The organism is Paralcaligenes sp. KSB-10, from assembly GCF_021266465.1.
In the GTDB taxonomy this organism is placed as follows: domain Bacteria; phylum Pseudomonadota; class Gammaproteobacteria; order Burkholderiales; family Burkholderiaceae_B.
On record NZ_CP089848.1, the window covers coordinates 3,400,131 to 3,424,064 of the forward strand.

Sequence of the window (23,934 nt, forward strand, 5' to 3'; positions counted from 1 at the left end):
AATACTCAGCGAGGCGGGTCGAAGTTTACAGATTGCCGCAATGCCGCCAACACGGCAGCCAGCGCGGGACTCTCTTCCGCCTCCGCCCATACCATGCCGATCGGGCCTACATCATATTTTAATTGCAACGGCAAAACCGCAAGAGCGCCTAAACCCGAATAGAGGCCCGCAGCGCTTTTAGAAATCACATTCAGGCTTTCAGTCTTGCTTAAAAGTACCAGATTGACGGTGGGCGAGGCCGATTCCACCCACGGAGTCCGGGGGCCCAGGTTCTCGTCCAGAAAAGTGGCATCGATGGCGCGCCGCAACGCTGTATTCCTTGGCGGCAGTATCCACGGATAGGCTACCGTATCGCGCCAGGCCAGGCTTTTTTTCTTCAAAAGCGGGTGCCTCTTGTTCACGACGACACAATGCGGATCCTGATACAGCGCCTCTACCCGCACGTTGCCCGCGAATGCCCGCTCATCCAGCCGCCCCACGATCAAATCGAGCTCGTGCCTTTCGAAGCGCGCCCACAATCCGGCCGCGATATCCTCGACGACTTCCATCTGTATCAATTCCGATTGCTGGCGCAGGCGAATAACGGCATCGGGCAATAACTCCGTTCCAGTAACCAGCATCGTTCCAACCCGCACCATGCTTTGCCCGCCCAGCGCAAGAGTTTCGAGTTCGCTTTGCAATTGCCGTGAATCATTTATGACGCGGCGCACATACCTCAGGACGGCGGGTAAATACGGAGTGGGCTTGATCTGCCGGCCTCGGGAAAACAAGGCGACGCCCAGGGCATCCTCTGTTTCCGCCAATTGTTGCGATACCGCCGGCTGGCTGCTTCCGAGCGCGGCCGCCGCAGCTGTCAGGCTGCCATGCTCCGCAATCGCCAGCAGCACTTCAAAATGCCGCAATTTCAGGCGCCGCAAGCGCAGCGCCATTTGATGCGCACTCTCATCCATGGTATTTCCTTATGGATCCATAGCTTCTTGCCCGTATATCTTTATAACAAACAGGTTCACTATTGTCTCACCAATACCATGAAGGAAGAGACAATGAACTGGTTTCATAAATTATTGCTGGGCATCGGCATCGCCTCCGCCGGAATAATGTCCACAGCCAGCGCCGCCACTTACCCGGACAAACCCATCAAGCTGCTGGTTCCATTTCCGGCCGGTGGCGGCACGGATATCGTGGCGCGCAAGCTGGCCCAGAAGCTGACCGCCGATCTCAAACAAACCGTTTATGTGGAAAACCGCGGCGGTGCCAGCGGCAATATTGGCGCCGCCGCGGTTGCGCACGCCCCGGCCGACGGCTATACGCTGATGATGACCGCCGCCCCATTTGCCATCGCCCCGGCCTTGTTCAAGGGCCTGTCTTTCCATCCGGTCAAGGACTTCACCGCCATCACCGAAATCGCCACCGTCCCCTTGCTGATTGTCACGCGCAACGATTCCCCACTCAACACAGTCGCAGACCTCCTCGCCGCGGCCAGGAAAAAAGGGGCCGATATCACCTATGCCACATTCGGAGTCGGCTCCCCGCCTCATCTGGTCGGCGAAAAGATCCAGCAACTGGCCCGGATAAAAATGCGGCAGATACCCTATAAAGGAGGGCAGGCCGCCTTGTCCGAAATCCTGTCCGGGCAAATCAGCATTGGCATTCTGGATGTGGTCTCCATGGCTCCGCTGGTTAAAAGCGGCCGCTTGAAGGCCCTGGCCATTACCGGCCCAATCCGTGCGCCGGAATTGCCGAATATTCCCACATTGAGCGAGCAGGGCGTGCACTTCGACGCGGTCGGCTGGTACGGGCTGTTCGCACCGGCAGGCCTGCCGCCCGCCGTTACCCATACCCTCAATGCCGCCGTCAACAAAGTGCTGGCAACACCCGATATGCGCAAATTGATCGTCACAAGCGGCTCCATTCCCATCTCACCGCCGACCAGCGCGAGTCAATGGCAGGCCACCTTCAACAACGACGTCCAGGTGTGGGGGCAAATCGCCCATGACTCCGGCGCAACGGTCAACTGAGGATTCAGCCTTGAACATGAACCCAGATACTCCATTGAGCGCGTCGAAACCCTACCGCGTGCAAGTCACCAGAAATATCGTGTACGGCGCGGGCGACATCGGCCTCCATAACGGCCATGAAAGAACGCAGCGCGACCTGAAGCTGGACCTGTACCAGCCGGTGCTTGAAGCCCAGGCCCGAAGCCTGCCGGCGTTGATACTGGCCTTTGGCGGCGCCTTTCATCGCGGCAGCAAGGAAGACGACACTTATGGAGATATCCCGCATCGAAACAACTCCGTCGCCTGGTATTGCCATGAGTTTGCACGACGAGGCTATGTGGCTTGTTCGATCGATTACCGCCTGGTGCCGGAAGATCCCCTGCCCGGCGCCACCCCCGTGGTCGCCGACGCCGGCCGCATCCCGCGCTCGCGGGTCGACATGGTGCGTGAAATCATGGGGCTGCCCAAAGCCAGCGACGATCTGCTTTGGCGCGGCATTGAAGCCGCCAGCGACGACATGGCCGTGGCGGTGCGCTACGTCAAGGGTCGCGCCAAAGAGTGGGGCGTGGATCCAGACAGGCTGGCGATCGGCGGATTTTCCGCCGGCGCCCGAACCGCCCTCAATGTCGCACTGGGCGAACGCGAACCGGTTGCCGCCGTCGTCGCGCTGTCCGGATACATGGACCCGGAAGATATGGAACGGCACACCGCCGTGGGTTCAAGCTTCCCGGCCTTGCTTTTCATCAGCGCGGAACATGATCTGGACTACGTCGCCAGCCACACTCCCGGAACCGTGAAACGCCTGCGCGAGCTGGGCCTTCAATGCGAACATATTCATGTGCCCGAGGCCACTCATTTTTACCCGGCGAACGCACCGGCCACGCATGAGTTTCACGGCATGACAACGGTCGAAGAAGGAATGGCGGCGTTTCTGGCGCGTACCTTGAAGGGCTAAGCCACACACATTCACCATCCCGGGGAAGCCCAGCCCGTTTTATACTGAAGCCACGCCCATTATGCGAGTGCCATCGTGCGTGAGCCACCCAACAGGGAAGACCCCAAACCAACGCCGCCGACACGGCCGGACAATGACGAATGCTGTCACAGCTCATGCGAGCCTTGCATCTTCGATCTCTACGAAGACGCGCTCGATCGGTACCGGGCTCAACTAAGCGCATGGATCGAGCGCCACCCGCAACAAAAGCCGCGGCCCTGACCCCCTGGCTTTATCATCATGGCCTAATAAGGTGATCGACACCGCCTCGCCCGAGCCAGGCGCCGGCCGCGGGCAGTCCTGGCGCAGCCAGGACCGGACGAGGCGAGCGCCACCCTGCCTGGGCCGCCACCCCCGCGCCTTAAGAACTCGAATAACGAACGGCCACCAGGGATGCTACACCGCACCGAGGCAGCCTCCACACACAGCCGACGGCCGTGGAAACACCCCGGATCTGCTCGATCAGTTCTTCTTCATGCCAACAGCATTGGCAATTTCACCCCATTTGCGGGTCTGATCGGCAATAAAGGTCTTGAATTCCGCAGGCTTCATCCCGCCTGGATCGGCACCCAGCGTGTCGAAGACCTGAACGAGCTTCGGATTTTTCAACGCTTCCACAGTATCTTTATAGAGCGTATCGCGAATTTCGGCGGGAGTGCCGGCCGGAACCAGGAGCCCATACCAAGTCTGGAAGTTATAGCCCGGCACACCCGACGCGGCAATCGTAGGCAGCTTCGGAAAAAACTTGGACGGCTTGTCGGTGCTGACGGCAATACCCTTGACCGTACCCGCCTTGATTTGCGCCCCCGCCGAACCGCTGGTTTCGATAGCCATCTGTATCTGGCCCGAAATCAGGTCCGCCATCATCGGGGCGCCACCCTTGTAGGGGACATGAACCAGATCCGTCTTGGTCATCGACTTGAACATTTCACCGGCCATATCTTCCGTGCTGCCGATGCCCGCCGATCCGAAATTGACCAGGCCAGGATTCTTCTTGGCGTAATCGACCAATTCCTGCACCGAGTTGACCGGCAACTTCTTGTTCACGATCAGGATATTGGGCACCGAAGCCACTACAGTGACCGGATCGAAATCCTTTTCGAAGTTATAAGGCAAATGCTGATAAATGGCGGGAGCAATCGTGTGGGCGATGGTCGCGAGGAAAAGCGTGTAGCCATCCGGATGGGCGCGCGCGGCATAACCCGCCCCCAAAGTTCCGCCCGCTCCGGCGCGGTTATCCACAATCACCGACTGGCCCAGCTTTTCGCTCAGCAACTGAGCCAGAGGGCGCGCCACCATATCGGTAGTCCCGCCCGGAGTAAAGGGCACCACCAGGGTAATGGGACGGTCCGGCCACTTGGCGGCATAGGCTGTCGCGCAGAACGTACCGGCCACCAGAGCCAGGGCTCCGGTCTTCATCAAAGAAGCTAATTTCATTGTCTCGATTCCTTTTCGTGTCAAAGTGATTTTTAAAATGACGCCGACTCAAGGAGCCTCTCAGACGACGCAGAAAGCGCCATGGCCTCGACAACAAGCCATAGCGCCTGCCCATTTTTACATGCAGCTTTTGCAGTTGCTTAATCCGATCCCAAACGAAGACGGCTGGGCAGCCTTTTTTCGATTGAGTTTTTCAGCAAGGCAGCGCACCTGAATACCCCGTGCGAGAACTTGCTGTAGGGCATGGTCAGGAAAAATGCCATGACAGACCCTAAATGTACCGCCAACAGCAGCGCCATGGCGGATGTATCGCGCAAGGCCAGCAACAGCAAGCCCGTCAGGCTGACCAGAAGCAGCAACACGATAAAACCCCGATCCATGGGTTTTTGAGCGGCATCGCCCTGCTGGGGATGCCGGTGCATATTCAGGTACAGCAGGCCCGCCGGCCCGATCAACAGGCCAATGCCGCCCAAGGTTCCCAATACGACAGGCAAACTCAGGTAAGGATATGGCGCAGGCCAATCCAGGAAAAAATGGTACAGGGTTGCGACACAGGTTGCCGCGAAACAAAGCAGGAAGCCATAAAAAGTCAGGTGGTGAAAACGCCGTCGCGCCAGCGAATACCGGTCGTCTTCATTATTGCAACCCTCACCGTGGCCGCCGTCCAGATATTTCAGGCTCAGCGCATCGCCCGCCGCCTCGGCAAATGCCGGCCCTTTGCCCGTTTGCAAGGCTTCGGCCGGCGACACATCGCGCCAGAACCGCCGTACGCCTATACCCAGCGACAGCACGGCACAGACAAAAACCACGCCGAACATCGCGGCCAGCAGGTTATGCGGAAAAATCGCATAAAAATTGCCGGCCATGGGCTCGTGCAGCAAAGTCCCGGTCATGGCCAGGGCCAGCACCAGGAACAAGGCCAGGCCCGCTGCCACCGCTATCGCCAGGGTGGCGCCAGCGCTCTTGTATAGCACCCCTACCGCACGCGGCCACGCGTATTCGGTATAGGTATCGAGCCGGACCCTGGCCATGGCTTGCGGCACATTCACCCCGAATTCGTGCGGCGGCGCGTATTGACAGGCATGCAGGCATGCGCCGCAGTTATGGCACAGGTTGGCCAGGTAATTCACATCGGCCTTGGTGAAATCCAGGCGCCGGGTCATGGCCGGAAAGACCGCGCAAAACCCTTCGCAGTAGCGGCAGGCATTGCATATCTGCATCACGCGGGAAACCTCTTCCTCGTTGCGAGTCAGCTGTATGGGCTGCCAGGTCTGGGCCTCGCTGGTCAGGCTCTGTAAAGTTTGCATGTTCGGTTCCGATTAAACGTGAGCGGCGGTGTGCTGCGCGGCAGAGGCGGCCTGAGTGCCCGCGATGCGGCCAAACGCCATGCCGATCGACATGCCGACACCGGCGGTATAGCCCTTGCCCAGCACATTGCCGGCCATGATCTCGCCGGCCGCAAACAGATTGGCGCTGGGCTTGCCGCCAAAGTGCACCCGGGCCCGGTCGTCCACCTTGACGCCCAGATAGGTAAACGTGATGCCCGGCCGCAATGCATAGGCGTAATAAGGGGGGGTGTCCAACGGGCGGGCCCAATGCGTTTTTACGGGCGCAATGCCTTCGGTATGGCAGTCGTCCAGCACTTCATGATCGAAAGTGCCGAGGCGGCAGGCTGCGTTATAGGATTGCACCGTCTCCAGGAATTTTTGCTCCGGCAGGCCCAACTGACGAACCAGATCAGGCAAGGTGTTGGCAACAATGCCGGGAAATACCGGCGGCATGAATCGACCGATGGCCTTGGCGTCGATAATCGAATAGGCAATCTGGCCGGGCTGGTGCGCCACCAGGCGCCCCCAGATGGCATAGCGCTTGGGCCAGAAATCTTCGCCTTCATCATAGAAACGCTCGGCCTTGCCGTTCACGACGATACCCAGGGATACACAATCGATCCGGGTACAGATGCCGCCGTCGTACAGGGGCGCCCGGGCATCTATCGCCACCGAATGGGATTGTGTGGGATCGCCTATGGAGTCGGCCCCGGACTGGAGCAAATCCTTGAGAACGACCCCCATGTTGAAGCGGGTGCCGCGTATCAGGAAGTTGTCGGCTACCCACTCGCCATTGACCTGGCCCCACGCTTCACGCAGCCACTCCCGGTTCGATTCGAATCCGCCGCAAGCCACGACACAAGCTCTGGCCTCGATCCGTTCGTCGCCGATACGGGCGGCCACAAAGCGATCGCCATCCAGTTCAAGGGAATCGACCGGTGCGTCATAGCGAATCTGTATGCCCAGGTTTTCCGCGCTGCGGAAATACGCATTGATCAGGGCCTTGCCCCCGCCCATGAAAAAGGCATTGGTGCGGGCCACATGCAAGGTCCCGGACAAGGATGGCTGGAACCGCACGCCATGCTTGCGCATCCAGTCCCGGCAGTTCGATGAAGCGCGTATCACCAGGCGAGCCAGATGTTCGTCGGTCTGGCCTCCTGTTACCTTGAGCAGATCCTGCCAGTATTCTTCTTCGGGATAGGCCTCGACCAGGACGTCTTGCGGCGCATCGTGCATGCAGCGCAAATTTCGAGTGTGCTGGGAATTGCCGCCGCGCCACTCGCGCGGCGCCGACTCGAGCAGCAGCACGCTGGCCCCGGCTTCGCGCGCCATCAGCGCGGCACAAAGAGCGGCATTGCCTCCGCCTATTACCAATACATCGACCATCATTCGACTCCCGGATACCAACCGATAACTCTATCCGACAATCCCATCGGCCACTAGACAGCTAAGACTGATGGGGCCTTCACGATTTGTGAAGAGTTGCTCCCATCCAGCACCCCTCGGCAACCAGGGATTTGACCGTGCTCAGCAAGACGACGCGCGCGGCCAGTGCGGCCGGCGACAGCTCGTCCTCGCTCAGACTGGCCAGAATATTCTGGCGCCCCACTTGCAGATCGGAGATTTCCACCAGGCGCATGGCATCGCCGCTTAAGCGCGCGATAGCCGCGCCCGGCTGTATGGTGGCCCCGTACCCGGCGCGCACCGCATCCATCAGCATGGCCAGGGAGTCGATTTCCATCACAATATTAGGGGCAACCTTGTTCCGGGCAAACGCCGCATTCAGCGTGGATCGCAAGCCGTGCGAGCCCGTCGGCAAAATCAGGGGCAAAGCGCCCACCTGGTCGAGACGAATGCGTTTGGCCCTGGGCATCTTGGGCAGGGCCGGCGAAAAAATCACAAACAGGCGCTCACTCAGCAATGGCGTGGTACTCCAGCGCTGCGCCATCTCGGTCTGAAATACCACAGCCAGATCCAGCTGGCGGGTATTGAGCATGGCGGACAAATGGCCCGACAAGGTTTCCACCATATGCAGGCGCACATCGGGATAGCGTTCGCGCATGGCCTGCATGAATGGCAGTCCCAGTATCGACGCCGTGGTGGGCGCCATTCCCACGCTCACATGCCCCGACAATCGCGCCTGCTGGGCGGCCTGGCTGGCATGCTCGACATGCCGCAGGGCCAGTTGCGCCTGCCTGAAAAAAGCCAGCCCGGCATCGGTGGGAATCACGCCGCTCGAAGTGCGCTGCAACAAGCGCGTGGCCAGCTCGCCTTCCAGGCGGCTGATTTGCTGGCTCAGCGCGGAGGTCACGACCCCCAGCTCGAGCGCGGCGCGGCCCAGGCTGCCCGCCTCGACCGCACACACAAAGTAACGCAACTGGCGCAATTCCATTTCAAATCCTCTGAAGCAGGGACAGTGTAGCCAGTTTCATGGCCCTGGCCCAGCGCCGGCAATGGCCAGAACACGGCCGACCGCTTGCCAACCGGCCTGGAGCCGGCGTAGGATGACTTGCATGGTGGCATTGCTTGATCGTTGGAAGCAATAAAAGGTAGGCCCGAATTTATTCCCATGAATTTAGCCCAGGAGCCAGAACCATGATTCAATTTTCCCTGCATCCGGCCATTGATCACTGCATCAAGCCAGCCGACCCGTCTTTTGCCGGCGGTACGCTGCAATGCCTCTGTCCCGACAACAAGGTGGAAGTCCGGGTTTCCTCGCAAACGGCACACAACCATTTGTGCGGCTGCTCCAAATGCTGGAAGCCCGAAGGCGCATTATTCTCGCAAGTGGCGGTCGTCTCGCGCGATAAGGTCACAGTCACTGCTCATCCCGAAAAGCTTGCCGTGGTCGACTCCGGCGCCACTATCAAGCGCTATGCCTGCAAGGGCTGTGGAGCCTATATGTACGGGCGCATCGATAACGAAAACCACCCTTTTTTCGGGCTGGATTTTGTTCATACTGAATTATCCCCCGACGGCGGCTGGTCGCCGCCCGAATTTGCCGCGTTTGTATCGTCCATTATTGAAAGCGGTACCGATCCTGGCAACATGGCATCCATCCGCCGAAGCCTCAGGGAAAAAGGGCTGGAACCCTACGATTGTCTGTCGCCGGCACTCATGGATGCCATTGCCACGCACGTGGCCAAGGCCTCGGGGGTGCTGCATTAGGCTTGGGGCATTGGGCTGTGTGGGCGGTGGTGGTATTTCTATAAAGACGCCGCAGGGTGGGCGGTGCTGTGCAGTCCGGCACGTCCAGCGGTCGGCTAGCTGCGCTAGCCGACTACCCGGGTCTGCCTCGTCCAGGCGGGCGTCGGGCGAACTCGCCCGGCCTCGCGAGGCCGGGCTCAGACAGCGCCCGCCGAAAGCCCCCGCCTTCCCTTCGTCAGCACCCGGCGCTGGACTACCGCCGGACTGCACAGCACCGCCCACCCTGCGGCTTGCGTTGAGGCAATGCATAGAGAAGAAGCATTGAGGTCATGCATCGAGGTATACGCTGGGTCGGCAAGCTCATTCCAGGCATGCCACAACGCGAGCCGTCTATCGGGGCTTGGGGTCAGGACCGGCGTAAGGCGTGCGCCGGATGCTACCGTAGGGAAGGCGGGGGCTTTCGGCGGGCCATGTTTGAGCGTAGCCGCGCCAGCGGCGTAGCGAGTTTGGCCCGACGCCCGCCTGGACGAGGTAGATCCGGATCAAGCACGCCGTGCCGGGCCTGACCCCAAGCCCCGATAGACGGCGTCTTAAAATACCAAAACGTAAATACCAAAGCGACCAAAACACTCGAGTGCCATAAACAACTCAACCCAAAAATACCCTAATGTCCCGCCACATGGAGGCATGCCGCCTCGGGCGGAATAATGCCCCAATTGATCACAATCAAGGGACTTTTTGCCGACGACCAGCGCTGCTCCACCACACCCTTGAATCTTGCCTGATCGTACAGTTTCCGTATACCCGGATTGGGCGCATTGCTATCGGTGGTGGTGCTGTAGGCAACCAGCATGCCGCATGTCATGACATCGACAGATTTCAACCAGGGCGATTCCTGCTTGCTGCCGTCGATGAACACATTGGCGCTGGGCTTGATGTGCACGGCAATATTACCGCCCAACCAGGTGTCGCTTGCCACCAGCGTCAGGGGGACACCGGGTACATGCTGACGCCAGACATCCTGCATTTCCCGGGATATGGCCAGGCCTGGAAACGTTGAATCGGTTTTGCGGCCCGTGTAGTAGGCCAAAGGCCCCCGTCCAACCGCATAGCCCACGGCCATCAGGACCTGAATGGCAATAACCGTAATGGCCGCGCGCCGCAAAACGGTATTTTCATTACCACGCAACCACCAGAATGCATAAAACCCGAACAACACAAAAAAGGTACTGGCCCAGGAACTTCCCAACCTGGTGCCAAGAATGCCCGATACCAGCACAGTCAGCACAACAGGGCTCAGGCCCACTATCAATAAAAATGAACGATCCCAGGCGCTCAGGGCAGCCGCGTACCGCTGCACACTTGAAGAGTCCGGCTCTTGCGCCGCAGCCGCATTGCGGCTACGGCGATCCCAGAAAAACAGGACCAGCCACGCCACCAGCATGGGGCTTAGCCGGCCCAGCTGAGTGGTGCTGAAACCCCAGATATCGCCAAGCACGCTGAACGGAACCTGCCCAGGCTCTATGGATTCATTAGCGTAGTACAGCGGCTCGAACGAATGCTGGAAAAGCCAATAGACATGCGGTGAAATAACGATCAGAAACGTCAGCAGTGCCAGCAATACGCCTTTTCTGGCAGCCGCCTGCAGATAGTGCTTCTGCCAGACCACAAATACAAAAAATGCCGCGAACTGGATCAGCGCGCTGTATTTGGTGATGAACGCCATGCCGCAAGCCGCCCCCAGCCAAAGCCAGTCGGACATCTTCTGATAGCGCAGCGCCCGATAAAACAGCCATGTCGAGGCAACAATCGACCACAACTGCACCGAGTTGTGGTTGTACATGGTGGCCCTGACCGAGAAATACGAGGTAATCGACACCAGCAGCATGGCGATGAAAGCCCGCCTGGGCGTGGTGAATTCGCAGCCCAGCAACCAGACAAACCACAGGGCTATGGCCGAAAACAGCTGCCCGGCCAGAAACGTCAGCCAAATGGGCTTGCCAAACAGCGACGTCAAGCCGTACATGAACCACGCCGGTACAGGTGGATGTTTGTAATATCCCCATTCGAAGCTCGACGCCCAGACGAGCTCTTCCATATTGTCCAGGTCGGGCGACTTGTGGCTGATGCCGCATAACAGCGACCACAAAGCCACCATGCCCAACAAAAACAATAGGACGTAAAACCGTGCAGAGAAGCTTTTCTTGGTAGACGCAATCATGATGCGCCATAGTACCAAGCCGCGACGGGCCATGGAAATCCGGTGCGGCTAGTCCAGGAGGATCCAGCCGTGCCAGGGGGGGATTGGCCTATAAATCCACTTTAAGCCTGCCTTGCTTGATCAAAGCCGAAACTTTTTTCATTTCGGCACGCAAGGTATCTTCCAACTGCCGAGCCGAGCCGCCCGTGGTGATGAATCCCTGCACCGTCAGGTTTTTACTGACAACATCTTTCTTCAGGGCTTCGTTGACGCCTTTGTTCAAGGTTTCGACAACGGCCGGCGAGGTTCCAGCCGGAGCGTAGGTGGCATAACTGATTTCAGCGGTAAAGCCCGGATACCCGCTTTCAGCCACGGTGGGAAATTGGGGGAAATCCTTCAGCCGCTCAAGACTTGTAACCGCCAGCACTTTCAAGCGGCCACCCTTCAGATAAGGCTCCACGGCAGCGACCGTGGCAACGACAACTTGTATTTGCGCTCCCATCAAATCCGTCATCATGGGGCCCGTTCCCCGATAAGGCACATGCATCATGCTTATACCGGTTTCGACTTGCAGCAGCTCAGTCGCTATATGCTGCGGAGTGGCGTTGCCGGGCGTTCCATACGACAACTGATTTGGGGTTTTTTTGGCCAAAGCAACGAGATCCTGCAGCGTCTCCACTTTCAACTCGGAATTTACCGCGATCATATAGAACGACCGCGCTATGGAACACACGGGCGTGAGCCGTTTCAACAGATCGTCGGCCGATAGCGCGTAATATTTGATGGACGGCACCAAGCCCGAAAACAATAGGGTATTTCCGTTCGGAGCGGCTTTCGCCACGTAATCGGCGCCCAGCATCCCGCTCGCGCCCGCCTTGTTTTCAACAATCACGGCCCGGCCAAGAGTCTTGTCGAGCTCCGAGGCGATCACGCGGCCCAGCACATCCGTTCCCCCGCCGGGCGGGAATGGCACAACCACATTCAAGGCGGGGTTGCCTGCGAAACTGAGCTTCGAATAGGCGGACGCCGCGATCGCCAGGCCTCCTATTGTCTTCAATGCATTCCTGCGATTCATTCCTTATCTCCTTTTCCCAAATCCATATTGGCCAGATGCCGGTTATGATTTCTTGAACTACCTGCAACTAAAACGCAATCGTTCTTGACGGTGGCGTAGCGCATTGAGCTCCGTCCCAAGCGGGCCGCTGGCCAGCCTTGTCGAGAAAGGCGCGCAGACGCCGATTCACCTCATGAGGAGCTGTGATGCTCATCATGTGCCGTTCGCCGGGCAACACTTCCACCTCGCCCTCGGGCGCGATTTGCGCCATGCGTCGGGACATCGCCGGGCTGGAATTGGCGTCGAGTTCGCCGGTCATGAACAAGGCGGGGCATTGCAGGCGGGCCAGGCGTTCGGAATGCGCACGATCGGAAGCGGCGAACAATTTGTAGCTGCGGGCGTACCCGACTACGTCGGCCTGGCACAGGAGCTCGCGTATGGAATCGGCGCCGGCCCGCAAGACGCTGTTTGCCGGCTGGCCGAACCAGCGCTCCAGGGTCGCTTCGCAATTTCCGGTGGGGCCGGTGTTTTCTATGTGCTGCGCCCGCTGCATCACGGCCTCGCTTTGCTCCGCGCTGCGCTCATACACAGCGTTCATGGCTACCAGGCTCAAGACATGCCGCGGATAATCCAGGGCGAAATCCAGGGCGACAAGCGCCCCCATCGAATGGCCGATGATATGGGCGGCCCGGATTCCCAGATGCCGCAATAAATCCCGCAACTGGGAGGAATAGTCCGACAACGCCGGAGCTTCAGGAGGCAGCTCGCTACCGCCATGCCCCAACATGTCATACGCAATCACCTGATAACGATCCGACAACTCCGCTATTTGCGGAGCCCAGACGGCCTTCCTCATTCCTACCCCATGGATCAGCACCAAGGCAGGGCCGGTCCCGCATACACAATATGAGGTTCCATTGGCAACCCCGGTCGCCTCCGGCCTGGCCATCGCCTCAGGCCGCGACATTCGACCCGAGCTCCTCAAGATCCTTGTAACGGTCGCCGATGCGGTGATGAGGCCGGCCGCCGATCGATCCACCCAGCGCTACCAATATTTCGTCGTGGGCGGGCGCATCGTTGATGGAAAACTGTACCGTCAAATAGTGCGAGCGCATTCCTTCATCCAGCTTGTGCATCAAAGGTATCGAAATGGAAGCATTCGGACCCCCGCGTGTATTCGTGAAGCTCAAGTAGCTTTTGGCGCCTACCGCGGCCCTGAATTTATTTCCAAACCGCAGCGTATGTATCATGGCGGAAGCATGCTCTATCTCGCCGGAAGTCCCCACCACAGCCGCTTTCCCATACCCTTCTATCTTTTCGCCTCCGCCTGCGACGGCCAATATCTCTTTTGTCAGGATCTCGCCAAGTTGCGGTGCGATTTCATGAATAGCGGGTTTCAAGTCTTCGACAAAACCCTGCCCGTACCACGGATTCCTCAAAACGGCCGCCACGGCAAACAACTTCAATGGCATTGCCGCGGCTTTCCCGCCCTCTATGTACGTGGTTTCCGTATACGACACCACTTTCCTCAACTCCATTGCCATTTTCCTTCCTTTGAAAATTCCCATGCACTTCAATAAAACCCCAAACGTTCGATACGACCTTATGCCGATCTTTGATATTGGAATTTTATATTACGGTATACCATAATCTAATTTAATATATTTCGTCAACCCCATCGCCAGGGACAAACGCCGAGCGGAAAAATAATCAAGAAAGTTTTTATGGGCTGGACACTGTCAAACCCGCACCGTCGAAGGCCAACCAGCAGGGCTGGCATCGATGCGAGGGACGCCGCCACAGCGTATATCGCGCCACTGAAGGCGCACAGGACGGTTTCTCTTGGCGGCGACTACGTTTTTTATCGAGTCGCGGCCGCGCTTTCCAGGGCCTCGAGCTTTTCGATCGAGGCAAGGGCCACTTCACTGGCGCGTTCGACATGCGCCATGGAAGCCTCAAAGGCGGCTAGCCCGTCGTGGCGCGAGATCGCGTCCATGAGCTTGCGCATCTCTTTGTTGGACTCATCGCCACGGCGAGGTGATGATATCGTCCTGAACCGCAAACTATTGATGCGGGCATTCAGCGATTTGACGACTTCCAGCGTCACGTACTTTTCGCCGCCGACAAACATGGCCTCGTAAAAATGGCCGGTGTACTCCAGGACGCGATGAAAATCATTCTTGGCAAAAGCCTTTTCAATCACGGCCCGTATGTCCTTCAGCCGGGCTATCGTTGACTCATCTGCAATTTCGGCGCAAGCCTTGGCGGCATGAGCTTCCAGCAATGCCCGTATTTCGTAGATTTCCTTTACTTTAGCGGTATCCAGGATCGCAACAATAGGCCCCTGATGCGCAACGCTGGTGACTAATCCTTCTGCTTCCAGATGCCGGAGCACCTCCCTGACAACGGTTCGGCTGACACCCAACTGATCGCACAACGCCCGTTCCACAAGGCGGCTACCCGGTTTGAAATAACCCTGGAAAATGGCTTCCCTCAACTTGCCCAGCGTCAATTCCCTGAGAGTTGGAGCATTGCGATCTACTTTTAATAATTCATACATAGTCAATTGGCGCCCTCCCGAGCCTCTTCACAACCGGCACACTGCCGACAAAATTGTATTACGGAACACCGCTAGCTTACCCTCCCGGCACGCTTTTAGTGCCCGGGCGCACTGCCTCGGCGGCAAACGGCCTGCTCGTGGTGCGGCCTGCTGCCCCAGCGCCGGCCCGATGTCAGCCAGAAAGAACCTGGCATGGTAATTGCTTCAGTCCAGATATAGGCCAGGCATAGCCGCCAAATCTTGGCCGCTCATGCCGACCGGATGCAACCCCCCTGTTTTTTACAAGGACTGGATATGAAACCTGCCAATGAATCGCCCCTTATACCGACCCTATACACAGCCGACGATGCTACCACTGTCGTCAGTACCCAGCGTCGGCTATGGCTGGGCAATGTCGCGAAAGCCGCCGCGGGTCTGGGGACTATGTCGCTGCTCGATCCCTTCATCAAATCCGCGGCCTGGGCGGGAGGCTCCGACGCGCCCGAGAAAAGCGAGATCCGGATCGGTTTCATTCCCTTGACGGATTGCGCATCGGTCGTCATGGCTTCCGTCCTGGGGTTTGACAGAAAGCATGGTGTCAAGATCATTCCAAGCAAAGAGGCCTCCTGGGCCGGCGTGCGCGAAAAACTGAGTAATGGCGACCTGGATATGGCCCATGTGCTGTACGGAATGATATACGGCATGCATCTGGGCCTTGCCGGACCCAAAAAGGAAATGGCGGTCCTGATGGGCCTGAACCAGAACGGCCAAGGCATCACCCTGTCTAGCCAATTGCATGAGGCTGGTGTCAGCGACGGCGAATTGCTGAAGAAAAAAATCACCGCCGACAAGCGTCAATACACCTTTGCACAAACTTTCCCCACCGGCACACATGCCATGTGGCTGTATTACTGGCTGGCCCACTACGGCATCAACCCGTTCAAGGATACTCGCGTCATCACCATCCCTCCACCGCAAATGGTAGCCAATATGCGTATCGGCAATATGGATGGCTTCTGCGTGGGCGAGCCCTGGAATGCACGCGCCATCGCCGACAAGACGGGTTTTACCGTTACTACCACGCAGGAAATCTGGCCCGACCATCCCGAGAAGGTATTGGGTACGCGCGCCGATTTCGTGCAACAGTATCCGAATACAGCGCGCGCCGTGACAGCGGCCATTCTCGAAGCAGGCAAGTGGATAGATAGTTCCGCCGAGAACATGCGCAAGACGGCGCAGACCATTGCAGCCAAAGCTTATGTCAACACCGATGCCGACATGATCGTGGACCGCATGCTGGGCCAATACGCCAACGGCCTGGGCAAATCGTGGACTGACCGGCACCCCATGCGTTTCTATGGCGACGGAGCGGCCACTTTTCCATATCTCAGCGACGGCATGTGGTTCCTGACGCAGCACAAACGCTGGGGCCTGATCAAAGAACACCCCAACTACCTGGCCGCAGCCCGGCAAATCAACCGCATCGACATCTATAAAAGCGCCGCCGCAGCGGCAGGAGCGGCGCTGCCCGCTTCGGAAATGCGTTCCAGCCGGCTGATGGACGGCACGGTGTGGGACGGCAGCAATCCGGCCGCCTATGCGGACGGCTTCAAGATCAACGTTTCAACGTAACGAGAGCATCATGAATACGACCGCGGCAACCTTGACTTCTTTTATGCGCAACATCGCATGGCGCGATAAAGCCGGGCACATTCTGAGGGCAAGCGCGGGGCCGCTTGCGGGCATTGCCATGTTGCTCATCGTCTGGCAGATCATCGCGCTGAAAATCAGCGATATCCCCGGCCCGGCCAGCACTTTTCAAGCGGCCGTCGAACTTTTCGCGCATCCCTTCTACGACAAGGGACCCAACGACGTGGGCATAGGCTGGAATATTCTGGCCTCGCTGGGCCGCGTGGCCATAGGCTTTCTGCTGGCCGCCGCGGCCGGCATCCCCATCGGGTTCCTGATTGGCCGATTCCATTCGCTGGGCTCGATGTGCGCACCCATTATCAGCCTGCTGCGGCCGGTATCGCCCCTGGCCTGGCTGCCGCTGGGCCTGCTGTTGTTCAAGGCCGCCAATCCCGCCGCCATCTGGGCCATTTTCATCTGCTCCATCTGGCCCATGATCATCAACACCGCCGATGGCGTCAAGCGTATTCCCCAGGACTACATGAATGTGGCGCGCGTGCTGAACTTGTCTGAATGGAAAATATTCACACGCATTCTCCTGCCGTCGGTCCTGCCCAATGTGATAACCGGGGTACGGCTCTCCATAGGCACGGCATGGCTGGTGATAGTGGCCGCCGAGATGCTTACGGGCGGCACGGGCATAGGCTTCTGGCTGTGGGATGAGTGGAACAACCTGAATGTCCGGCACATTCTGATTGCCATTTTGATTATCGGCATGGTGGGGCTGATCCTCGATCTGGCCTTGCTGGCGCTGGCCAGGCGTTATGACTACAGCGAGAGTTGACATCATGAAAAAATTTGTGAGCATTGAATATGTCGGACAAACCTTCGACACCAAAAATGGCCCTTTTGTCGCGCTGCGCGACATCAACCTGTCCATACAGAAAGGGGAATTCGTTTCCCTGATCGGGCACTCGGGCTGCGGCAAATCCACGCTGCTGAATTTGATTGCCGGCATCACGCAGCCCACCGACGGCGTCCTGCTGTGCGCCGACAAAGAGATCAAGGGTCCAGGGCCCGATCGTGCCGTCGTCTTTCAAAATCATTCACTGCTGCCCTGGCTCAGCTGTTTTCAGAACGTCTACCTGGCGGTCGAACGGGTTTTTTCCGCCACGGAAAACGTGCGGCAACTCAAAGCACGCACTTCTTCGGCGCTGAATCTGGTGGGCTTGCGGCACGCCGAACACAAATATCCCCGGGAAATTTCCGGCGGCATGAAGCAGCGCGTAGGTATTGCCAGGGCCCTGTCCATTGAACCCAAGGTACTGCTGATGGACGAACCCTTCGGCGCCCTGGACTCGCTGACCCGGGCCCATTTGCAGGATGCGCTCTTGCGCATTGTGGCAAGCACCGGGACCACGACCATCATGGTGACGCACGACGTCGACGAGGCCGTGCTGCTCTCGGACCGCATCGTCATGCTGAGCAACGGCCCCGCCGCCACGATAGGCGAGATTCTGGACGTTGGGCTTGAACGGCCGCGCAGCCGCATCGCCCTGGCCGGCAATCCGGCTTACCTCGCCTGCCGTGCGGCCGTGGTGAACTTCCTGCACCTGCGCCACAGCAATCCCGACACAGCGGCAGTGGCGGCGATTTGAAGCACGATGCGGCAATGCGTGGACATTGCCGCACCGACCCGCTGATGGGCAGAAAAGGCGACTCAAAAAATAGGCAAGGTTTATGATAAGAACCGTGCCTGATGTCATACTTTCTTCAGGACAAACCACGTCACCGGAAGAAACCGCCATGAGCAACCGCATTGCCTTATACGCCAACAGTCAGTTTTCCAGCCCCTATGTATTATCGGTTTATGCCACTCTCGTCGAGAAAGGTCTTTCTTTCGATCTTAAAACCATCGACCTCAACAGCGGCCAGCAATTTTCAAAAGATTATGCGCGGCTTTCCTTGACCTCGCGGGTTCCAACCCTGGTGGATGGCGATTTTTCCTTGTCCGAATCTTCGGCCATTATCGAATACCTGGAAGAGGCCTATTCTCACCCCGACCATATTTCGGTTTTCCCCGAAGACAGGAAATCAAGAGCCAAGGCCCGCCAAATCCAGGCCTGGCTGCGCAGCGACCTGGCTGCCTTGCGCGACGAGCGCCCCACTACTGTCTTTTATGCGGCGAAAAACCCCAGGCCCCTGTCGGCTCAGGCCGGACAGGAGGTAAAAAAACTGCTGGATATCGCCGATATGCTTATCGACGAGGAAGGCAATCATCTTTTTGGGCATTGGTCGATTGCCGATGTGGACTTCGCCGTCATGTTGAATCGCCTGCTTGCCAACGGCGATCCTGTACCTGAAAAAATCAGGAAGTATGTAAAACGGCAATGGAGCCGCCCTTGTGTCCACGACTGGTGGAAGCGCGCTTCGCAAATCGGCTAGAGTGTTTTTGGTTCGAGTGTTTTATGGCACTGGATGCGTTTCGGTCACTTTGTTTTTTGAGCTGTTTTTAGGCTTGAGCTATTCGTTTTGACTGTGTTTGGCTGGGGTGGAAGTATTTCTATAAAGACGCCGCAGGGTGGGCGGTGCTGTGTAGTCCGGCACGTCCAGCGGTCGTGGTGCTACGCACCCCGACTGCCCGGGTCTGCCTCGTCCAGGCGGGCGTCGGGCGAACTCGCGTCGCCCCGCGGCGCGGGGCGACACTCAGACAGCGCCCGCCGAAGGCCCCCGCCTTCCCTTCGTCAGCACCCGGCGCTGGACTACCGCCGGACTACACAGCACCGCCCACCCTGCGGCTTGCGTTGAGGAAATGCATAGAGAGAAGCGTTGAGGTCATGCATCGAGGTATACGCTGAGTCGGCAAGTTCATTCCAGGCATGCCATTACGTGAGCCGTCTATCGGGGATAGGGTCAGGACCGGCGTAAGGCGTGCGCCGGATGCTACCGTAGGGAAGGCGGGGGCTTTCGGCGGGCGCTGTCTGAGTGGCGCCCCGCGCCGCGGGGCGACGCGAGTTCGCCCGACGCCCGCCTGGACGAGGTAGATCCGGATCAAGCACGCCGTGCCGGTCCTGACCCTATCCCCGATAGACGGCGTCTTTAAATACCAAAGCTACCCACCCATCAAACCCCGTAAACACTCGAACCAAAAAGGCACTCACGCTACGGCACCGGCACCGAGCTCATCCTACTCAGGCCCACAGCTATAGCGAAAACTGTCGTCCAATTCCTGGGGCAACACCAGCGTCTGAAACCCGCGAGCGCGGGCATCGGCGCAGAGCGCGGCACGCGCCTTCGGGTTCGTACGATACGAGGCGGCATACTCGGCATTGAACACAGGTTTGCCATCGCTGATAAAGGCCTGATAACCATCGCACTCCTTATATTCATGGCATTGCTCGTTGACCGCAAAATCAAAATACTCCGCCAGATCGGCCAGTTGATCCACATCGTTTTTCAAGCCTATGGACAAGCCCAGACTATGCGCTTCAGCGGCCAGGAAACGGTTATAGTCCAGTTGCGTATCCGCTGTCAGCGGCAATCCGCTTTTGTTGGCATAACCATCCACATTGTCCGGCTCCACACCATTGCATCCCTTCCTGGCCGCCAGAGCCAGCCGTGCGCGCATGATCTGCCGCACATTGGGCGAACGCGTATCGAGCCATCTTTCCCCAGCCCAGCCATCCAGGCTACTTCCCATATCGGCCGGTTTGAATCGGGGAAAATCGGATCGCCAATCTTCGGAACTGCCGGCAGAGAAATAACAAACCACCTTCCGCCCCGCAGCCTGTAGCGCCCGAATGGCGGAAACCGGCGTATCGAACAAATCGATGTCGTAAACGGTGGCTACATGCGATGTGTTGAGCTCTCCGCTCAGTTGCCATTGCCAGGTGTCGGTCAAACCCGGTCGCCAGTAAGACGGCGGCAAAGCGGCGGCAACGTGATCGCCGCCGACGGGGCTTCCTCCCCCTGTACATCCCGCCAAAAAGGCCAGGGTGACCAGTCCCAACCTTCGCCACCATGCGCAGAGCGCAAGCCCCGTACTGTTCAATTGAATCCCCCGATGGTTTGATGCAGCCAGTATATCGAGTACGGCTCTATCCCGTTGGAGGAATGCAAACCCGGTGCTAACCCGCCTTGCGCGCCTGCAATGCCCTGATACGCATCATCGCCGGATGATCGGAGATCGCTTCGTCGATCAACTTTGCCAGATCCGCCTTCAATGCCGTTCGCGACCCGGCATCAAGGTAGATCATGTGTCCGGACGGATAGAATCCCAGTCTGAGATTCTTGCGCACAGAGGGATCCACCAACGGCATGTTTTGCAGATCGAGGGCGGTCTGATGGAACGGCGTGACGAAATCATAATAGCCATTGGCCGACAGCACCTTCAAGTCGACATTCAGGCTCATCGTGGCCGCCAGGTCTCCCGCGGTATACAGGATGATATTGCCTTTGGCATCGATCCCTTTTTGTGCTCCGGTCGGGTCGATATGGCTGAAATCCCAGTTCTGGAAGGCCTGGTCATTGAGATCTGTAAAGGCCGAGTTCGACGTGAACTTCAGCTCGTCGTTCAGATAACTGTTCCACATGGCCGTATAGACCCCCGATACCGCCGTCATGGTTGGGTCATTGCCGCCCGAGTTCGGCGCGATATTTTTAGCGATGCCCGTGTCAATGCCCGTCACACGGCCGTCATACGATCCCAATGCCAGTCCTTTGTCTTGCAGCAGGCCGGTAAGAAACAGTGACCGCCCTTGGGTGTCGCTTGCGGCAAGATCAAGATTCCACGCCATCAGCGTCGCCTGGTCGATCCCCGTGTAATCGCCAAGCCGCTTTATCGTGGCCGGCCTGGTTTTCGGAAATTCCCGCAGTGCCGTCGCGTAGTCGCCCTGCGCAAAGGAGCGGACGGTTTCCATGAATGACGACAACTGCGCGGGCCGTGGATGAACCCCGACCTTCTTGTGATACCAGGCATCGGCCGCGGCGGTCGGCAAGACGCCGATCGGATTGCCGGCCTGGGCGTAATCGAGAATTGACGATTGAATCGTCACACCATTCAGATCGACGCCGTCTTCATGCAGCACGTACGAGAGCACGGCGCTGCGGGCCGTGCCATACGATTCGCCAAACAGGAACTTCGGTGAATTCCAGCGATCGTTCGCGGTGAGGTAGCGTTTGATGAACTGGGTGATCGATCTCGCATCCTGATCCACGCCCCAGAAATCCTTGTTCTTGAACGGAGCAACCGCAGCCGAATACCCCGTGCCGACCGGATTGATGAAAATCAGATCGCTCTTGTCGAGCAAGCTGTCGGGATTGTCTTCGAGCGTGTACGGCGCGGGCGGTGTAAAGCCCGGCATGGCCGTTTTGATGCGCTTGGGTGCAAACGAACCCAGCAGGACGAAAACCGATGACGATCCCGGCCCTCCATTGTAGAAAAACGTGACGGGGCGATTTTCGGGAGCAGGCCCGTCGAGCGTGAAGGCGACATAGAACACTTTCGCGCACGGCTTCGAGCTGCTGGAATCGACAGCGACCAAATGCCCCGCTGTCGCCGTATACGCAAATGCGTGAACGCCAAGCTTGATCGTATGATGCGTGACCGCCGCGTTCTCGCTTGCGTCAGCAACCGAATCATCGGGCCCGTTGCCGTACGGAGTTGGGTCGAAACAGGGTTCAGAGCGCATCGGCCACCTTCCTTCCGTTCGGACTGCCCAGGCCCGTGCAGGCATCCCATCCCGATGAAGCGGCAAAACCGCCGTTGTCGCCTTGCGTAATATCGTTGAAGGCCTCGGGCTGCCGATACAATTTCGCATTCACATACCCGACTGCCTGTCCTCTGGATGCATTGATCCGGGCGATGAGCGCCGCCCATAAAGGCGCCACGGCGCTTGTACCCCCCACGACCTCCTCGGTGCCATCGATAAGCACTTGATACCCGGTCATGGGATCGGCATCGCCCGCAACGTCCGGAACACCTCGCCCGGAGAGGGCCGTACTGCCGCCATTGCGGCCTTTTACCATCAACGTTCGCTGCCACACAGGCAAATCGAATAGAGCACTGACACCGCCGCCTCCGGCACCGCCTTGTTCGCCATCGTTCCACACCACTTCATTCAGGATGGCATTACCGGCCGCGCGCAGGCTTGTACCGCCGCACGCCAGCACATAAGGGCTGGAAGCCGGAAAATCAACATGATTCGCACCATCGGAGACGCCGTCGCTCGCGCCATTGTCTCCCGAAGCGGCACAGACCGTTATTCCCATCGCGGCGGCGGCTTGCAGCGCATCGTTGAACGCGCGTATCGACTGCGGTGTCCAGGCGGGTTCCGGGCCGCCCCAACTGATCGAAATTATCGATGGCTTATTGTCGGCGTCGTGCACCGCACTATTCAATGCGCTGAGAAAACCCGCATCGCTATTGGTAGAGAAATAAACGGCAATGTCGGCTTCGGGTGCAATCGCGCCGGCGATCTCGATATCGAGCATGACTTCCCCGTCTGGCCCGCTCGGATCGCCGCTTGGCGGATGGCTTGCACCATCCACCGAAACCACCGTCACCACCGGAGGCCTCAAGCCCAGTTTCGAAAAATAGGCCGACAGATCGCCTGGACTGTATCCGCCCCCAAGCTCGATAAGGCCTATGCATTGCCCTTTGCCCGCATTGTCCGGAAAGTTGTAGAGCGAAGCGATCTGCGTCGGTAGATAAGAGATGCGGGCGGCTTGCCGCGCTATCCGGAACGGCGGACGAAGGCGAAAATGAGATCGCGCCTGCGGACGATTATCGAGGCCAAGGACTGCGGTCACAATCTCTTTGAGCTCCTCGGGAATATGCAGCGGGCCGATTCGTCCGCGATAGCTGCCAAGAATGTGCTCGTACCCCTGCAGGTCGACATTGAACGCGGCATTGAACTGCGCGACCGTTCCCGCCAGAACGACATTGCTGCCAGCCGCATTCTTGCGTAGCACGCGAAGGCCGTATCGATCTGCAAATTCGGCGACTCTGGCGATATCCTGCGATGCGGCACTGAATTTTCGCGCAAATTCCTCACGCGACAGACAAGCCGGCGTGCTTTCTCCTGCGACAAGCCGATCGGCAATGCGACGCAACTCGTCATCGCCCCGGCGCCTCATCAGCACCGTTACTTCCAGTTGTTCTACCGGGTCGGCAGCGCCGACACACCGCGCCCCGGCAAGCTCTGCCCGCTCGCTACCCGAAAGAGGAAACTTTGCCATGATGCCGACCCTCCAAAGTTGGAAAGCATGTACCAGATAAATCGGCAATCAACTCCAACCATGTCTTCAATTTAGCAACACGACCGACGCGGCACAAGCGCCTGCAATACGTTCTTACACATGCTCACGGATCGAACTGCAGCTCGGTACACGGCAACAATGCGGGGGCCGCTTATGGATAGTCGCCCAATCCCATCGGATAGCGCGTATGCTGTAGTGAGCCATCTGGCATACAACTGTAGTCTCTCAAGGAGTATATCCATGGCCAAAGGTCAATTACGCGGGAACAAAGAGGCAAAAAAGCCCAAGCAGCCTCCAAAGCCCGCAATGCCCGCTTCGCCGTTTGGCGCCGCCTCCACCAAAGGAGGGG

At 58.4% G+C, this 23,934-nt stretch carries 21 protein-coding genes; 8 read left to right on the forward strand and 13 right to left on the reverse strand.

Features of this window, described 5'->3' with window-relative positions; all coding sequences use genetic code 11:
- Positions 1 to 5 precede the first annotated feature (5 nt).
- Entirely contained in the window at positions 6 to 950 is a 945-nt protein-coding gene (locus tag LSG25_RS15640; RefSeq protein ID WP_232741829.1) for a LysR family transcriptional regulator, read from the reverse strand.
- A 93-nt stretch (positions 951 to 1,043) separates the two neighbouring features.
- Here LSG25_RS15640 and LSG25_RS15645 point away from each other — a divergent pair, with 93 nt between their 5' ends.
- The 3 genes from LSG25_RS15645 to LSG25_RS15655 all read left to right on the forward strand — a co-directional run bounded on the left by LSG25_RS15645 (position 1,044) and on the right by LSG25_RS15655 (position 3,213).
- Positions 1,044 to 2,018: a tripartite tricarboxylate transporter substrate binding protein gene (locus LSG25_RS15645; RefSeq protein ID WP_232741830.1), complete on the forward strand. Its 975-nt coding sequence runs from the start codon at positions 1,044 to 1,046 to the stop codon at positions 2,016 to 2,018.
- A 16-nt stretch (positions 2,019 to 2,034) separates the two neighbouring features.
- Positions 2,035 to 2,952 (forward strand): alpha/beta hydrolase, encoded by a 918-nt coding sequence (locus tag LSG25_RS15650; RefSeq protein WP_232741831.1) that lies wholly within the window; start codon positions 2,035 to 2,037, stop codon positions 2,950 to 2,952.
- A 75-nt stretch (positions 2,953 to 3,027) separates the two neighbouring features.
- Positions 3,028 to 3,213 carry an oxidoreductase-like domain-containing protein gene (locus LSG25_RS15655; RefSeq protein WP_370635887.1) on the forward strand — a complete coding sequence of 62 codons (186 nt, stop codon included), beginning with the start codon at positions 3,028 to 3,030 and terminating at the stop codon, positions 3,211 to 3,213.
- 240 nt (positions 3,214 to 3,453) lie between these two features.
- Here LSG25_RS15655 and LSG25_RS15660 read toward each other — a convergent pair whose 3' ends face one another.
- The 4 genes from LSG25_RS15660 to LSG25_RS15675 all read right to left on the reverse strand — a co-directional run bounded on the left by LSG25_RS15660 (position 3,454) and on the right by LSG25_RS15675 (position 8,148).
- Positions 3,454 to 4,428 carry a tripartite tricarboxylate transporter substrate binding protein gene (locus tag LSG25_RS15660; protein ID WP_232741832.1) on the reverse strand — a complete coding sequence of 325 codons (975 nt, stop codon included), beginning with the start codon at positions 4,426 to 4,428 and terminating at the stop codon, positions 3,454 to 3,456.
- 140 nt (positions 4,429 to 4,568) lie between these two features.
- Positions 4,569 to 5,735 (reverse strand): tricarballylate utilization 4Fe-4S protein TcuB, encoded by a 1,167-nt coding sequence (tcuB, locus tag LSG25_RS15665; protein WP_232741833.1) that lies wholly within the window; start codon positions 5,733 to 5,735, stop codon positions 4,569 to 4,571.
- 12 nt (positions 5,736 to 5,747) lie between these two features.
- Positions 5,748 to 7,142 carry an FAD-dependent tricarballylate dehydrogenase TcuA gene (gene tcuA, locus LSG25_RS15670; RefSeq protein ID WP_232744722.1) on the reverse strand — a complete coding sequence of 465 codons (1,395 nt, stop codon included), beginning with the start codon at positions 7,140 to 7,142 and terminating at the stop codon, positions 5,748 to 5,750.
- A 79-nt stretch (positions 7,143 to 7,221) separates the two neighbouring features.
- Positions 7,222 to 8,148 carry a LysR substrate-binding domain-containing protein gene (locus LSG25_RS15675; protein ID WP_232741834.1) on the reverse strand — a complete coding sequence of 309 codons (927 nt, stop codon included), beginning with the start codon at positions 8,146 to 8,148 and terminating at the stop codon, positions 7,222 to 7,224.
- 203 nt (positions 8,149 to 8,351) lie between these two features.
- Here LSG25_RS15675 and gfa point away from each other — a divergent pair, with 203 nt between their 5' ends.
- Entirely contained in the window at positions 8,352 to 8,924 is a 573-nt protein-coding gene (gene gfa / locus LSG25_RS15680; RefSeq protein ID WP_370635888.1) for an S-(hydroxymethyl)glutathione synthase, read from the forward strand.
- Between the two features lie 643 nt (positions 8,925 to 9,567).
- On the opposite strand, the gene LSG25_RS15685 is transcribed toward gfa, so the two are convergent.
- From LSG25_RS15685 to LSG25_RS15705, 5 genes are all read right to left on the reverse strand, one after another.
- Positions 9,568 to 11,124, reverse strand: a complete 1,557-nt coding sequence (locus LSG25_RS15685) for a glycosyltransferase family 39 protein (protein ID WP_232741835.1) — start codon at positions 11,122 to 11,124, stop codon at positions 9,568 to 9,570.
- A gap of 88 nt (positions 11,125 to 11,212) precedes the next feature.
- Complete coding sequence (locus LSG25_RS15690) at positions 11,213 to 12,178, reverse strand: tripartite tricarboxylate transporter substrate binding protein (protein ID WP_232741836.1); 966 nt, start codon at positions 12,176 to 12,178, stop codon at positions 11,213 to 11,215.
- Positions 12,179 to 12,245: 67 nt separating this feature from the next.
- On the reverse strand, positions 12,246 to 13,124 hold the full coding sequence (locus LSG25_RS15695) for an alpha/beta fold hydrolase (RefSeq protein WP_232741837.1): 879 nt from the start codon (positions 13,122 to 13,124) through the stop codon (positions 12,246 to 12,248).
- Positions 13,111 to 13,701 carry an amino acid synthesis family protein gene (locus LSG25_RS15700; protein ID WP_232741838.1) on the reverse strand — a complete coding sequence of 197 codons (591 nt, stop codon included), beginning with the start codon at positions 13,699 to 13,701 and terminating at the stop codon, positions 13,111 to 13,113. Before LSG25_RS15700 ends, LSG25_RS15695 begins: the two co-directional genes overlap by 14 nt.
- Before the next feature lie 317 nt (positions 13,702 to 14,018).
- Positions 14,019 to 14,717, reverse strand: a complete 699-nt coding sequence (locus LSG25_RS15705; protein ID WP_232741839.1) for a GntR family transcriptional regulator — start codon at positions 14,715 to 14,717, stop codon at positions 14,019 to 14,021.
- Positions 14,718 to 15,011: 294 nt separating this feature from the next.
- Between LSG25_RS15705 and LSG25_RS15710 the strand changes: the two genes are divergently transcribed.
- From LSG25_RS15710 to yfcF, 4 genes are all read left to right on the forward strand, one after another.
- Positions 15,012 to 16,328: a CmpA/NrtA family ABC transporter substrate-binding protein gene (locus tag LSG25_RS15710; protein WP_232741840.1), complete on the forward strand. Its 1,317-nt coding sequence runs from the start codon at positions 15,012 to 15,014 to the stop codon at positions 16,326 to 16,328.
- Between the two features lie 10 nt (positions 16,329 to 16,338).
- On the forward strand, positions 16,339 to 17,169 hold the full coding sequence (ntrB, locus tag LSG25_RS15715) for a nitrate ABC transporter permease (protein ID WP_370635889.1): 831 nt from the start codon (positions 16,339 to 16,341) through the stop codon (positions 17,167 to 17,169).
- Between the two features lie 4 nt (positions 17,170 to 17,173).
- The gene (locus LSG25_RS15720) at positions 17,174 to 17,983 is read left to right on the forward strand and encodes an ABC transporter ATP-binding protein (protein ID WP_232741841.1); all 810 of its coding nucleotides are present in this window, start codon (positions 17,174 to 17,176) and stop codon (positions 17,981 to 17,983) included.
- Between the two features lie 148 nt (positions 17,984 to 18,131).
- Positions 18,132 to 18,770 (forward strand): glutathione transferase, encoded by a 639-nt coding sequence (gene yfcF / locus LSG25_RS15725; RefSeq protein ID WP_232741842.1) that lies wholly within the window; start codon positions 18,132 to 18,134, stop codon positions 18,768 to 18,770.
- A gap of 742 nt (positions 18,771 to 19,512) precedes the next feature.
- Here yfcF and LSG25_RS15730 read toward each other — a convergent pair.
- From LSG25_RS15730 to LSG25_RS15740, 3 genes are all read right to left on the reverse strand, one after another.
- Entirely contained in the window at positions 19,513 to 20,226 is a 714-nt protein-coding gene (locus LSG25_RS15730) for an endo alpha-1,4 polygalactosaminidase (protein WP_370635890.1), read from the reverse strand.
- A gap of 226 nt (positions 20,227 to 20,452) precedes the next feature.
- Positions 20,453 to 22,060 (reverse strand): S10 family peptidase, encoded by a 1,608-nt coding sequence (locus LSG25_RS15735; RefSeq protein WP_232741843.1) that lies wholly within the window; start codon positions 22,058 to 22,060, stop codon positions 20,453 to 20,455.
- Complete coding sequence (locus tag LSG25_RS15740) at positions 22,005 to 23,564, reverse strand: protease pro-enzyme activation domain-containing protein (RefSeq protein WP_232741844.1); 1,560 nt, start codon at positions 23,562 to 23,564, stop codon at positions 22,005 to 22,007. The genes LSG25_RS15735 and LSG25_RS15740 overlap by 56 nt, the downstream gene beginning before the upstream one ends.
- Positions 23,565 to 23,934: the final 370 nt, after the last annotated feature.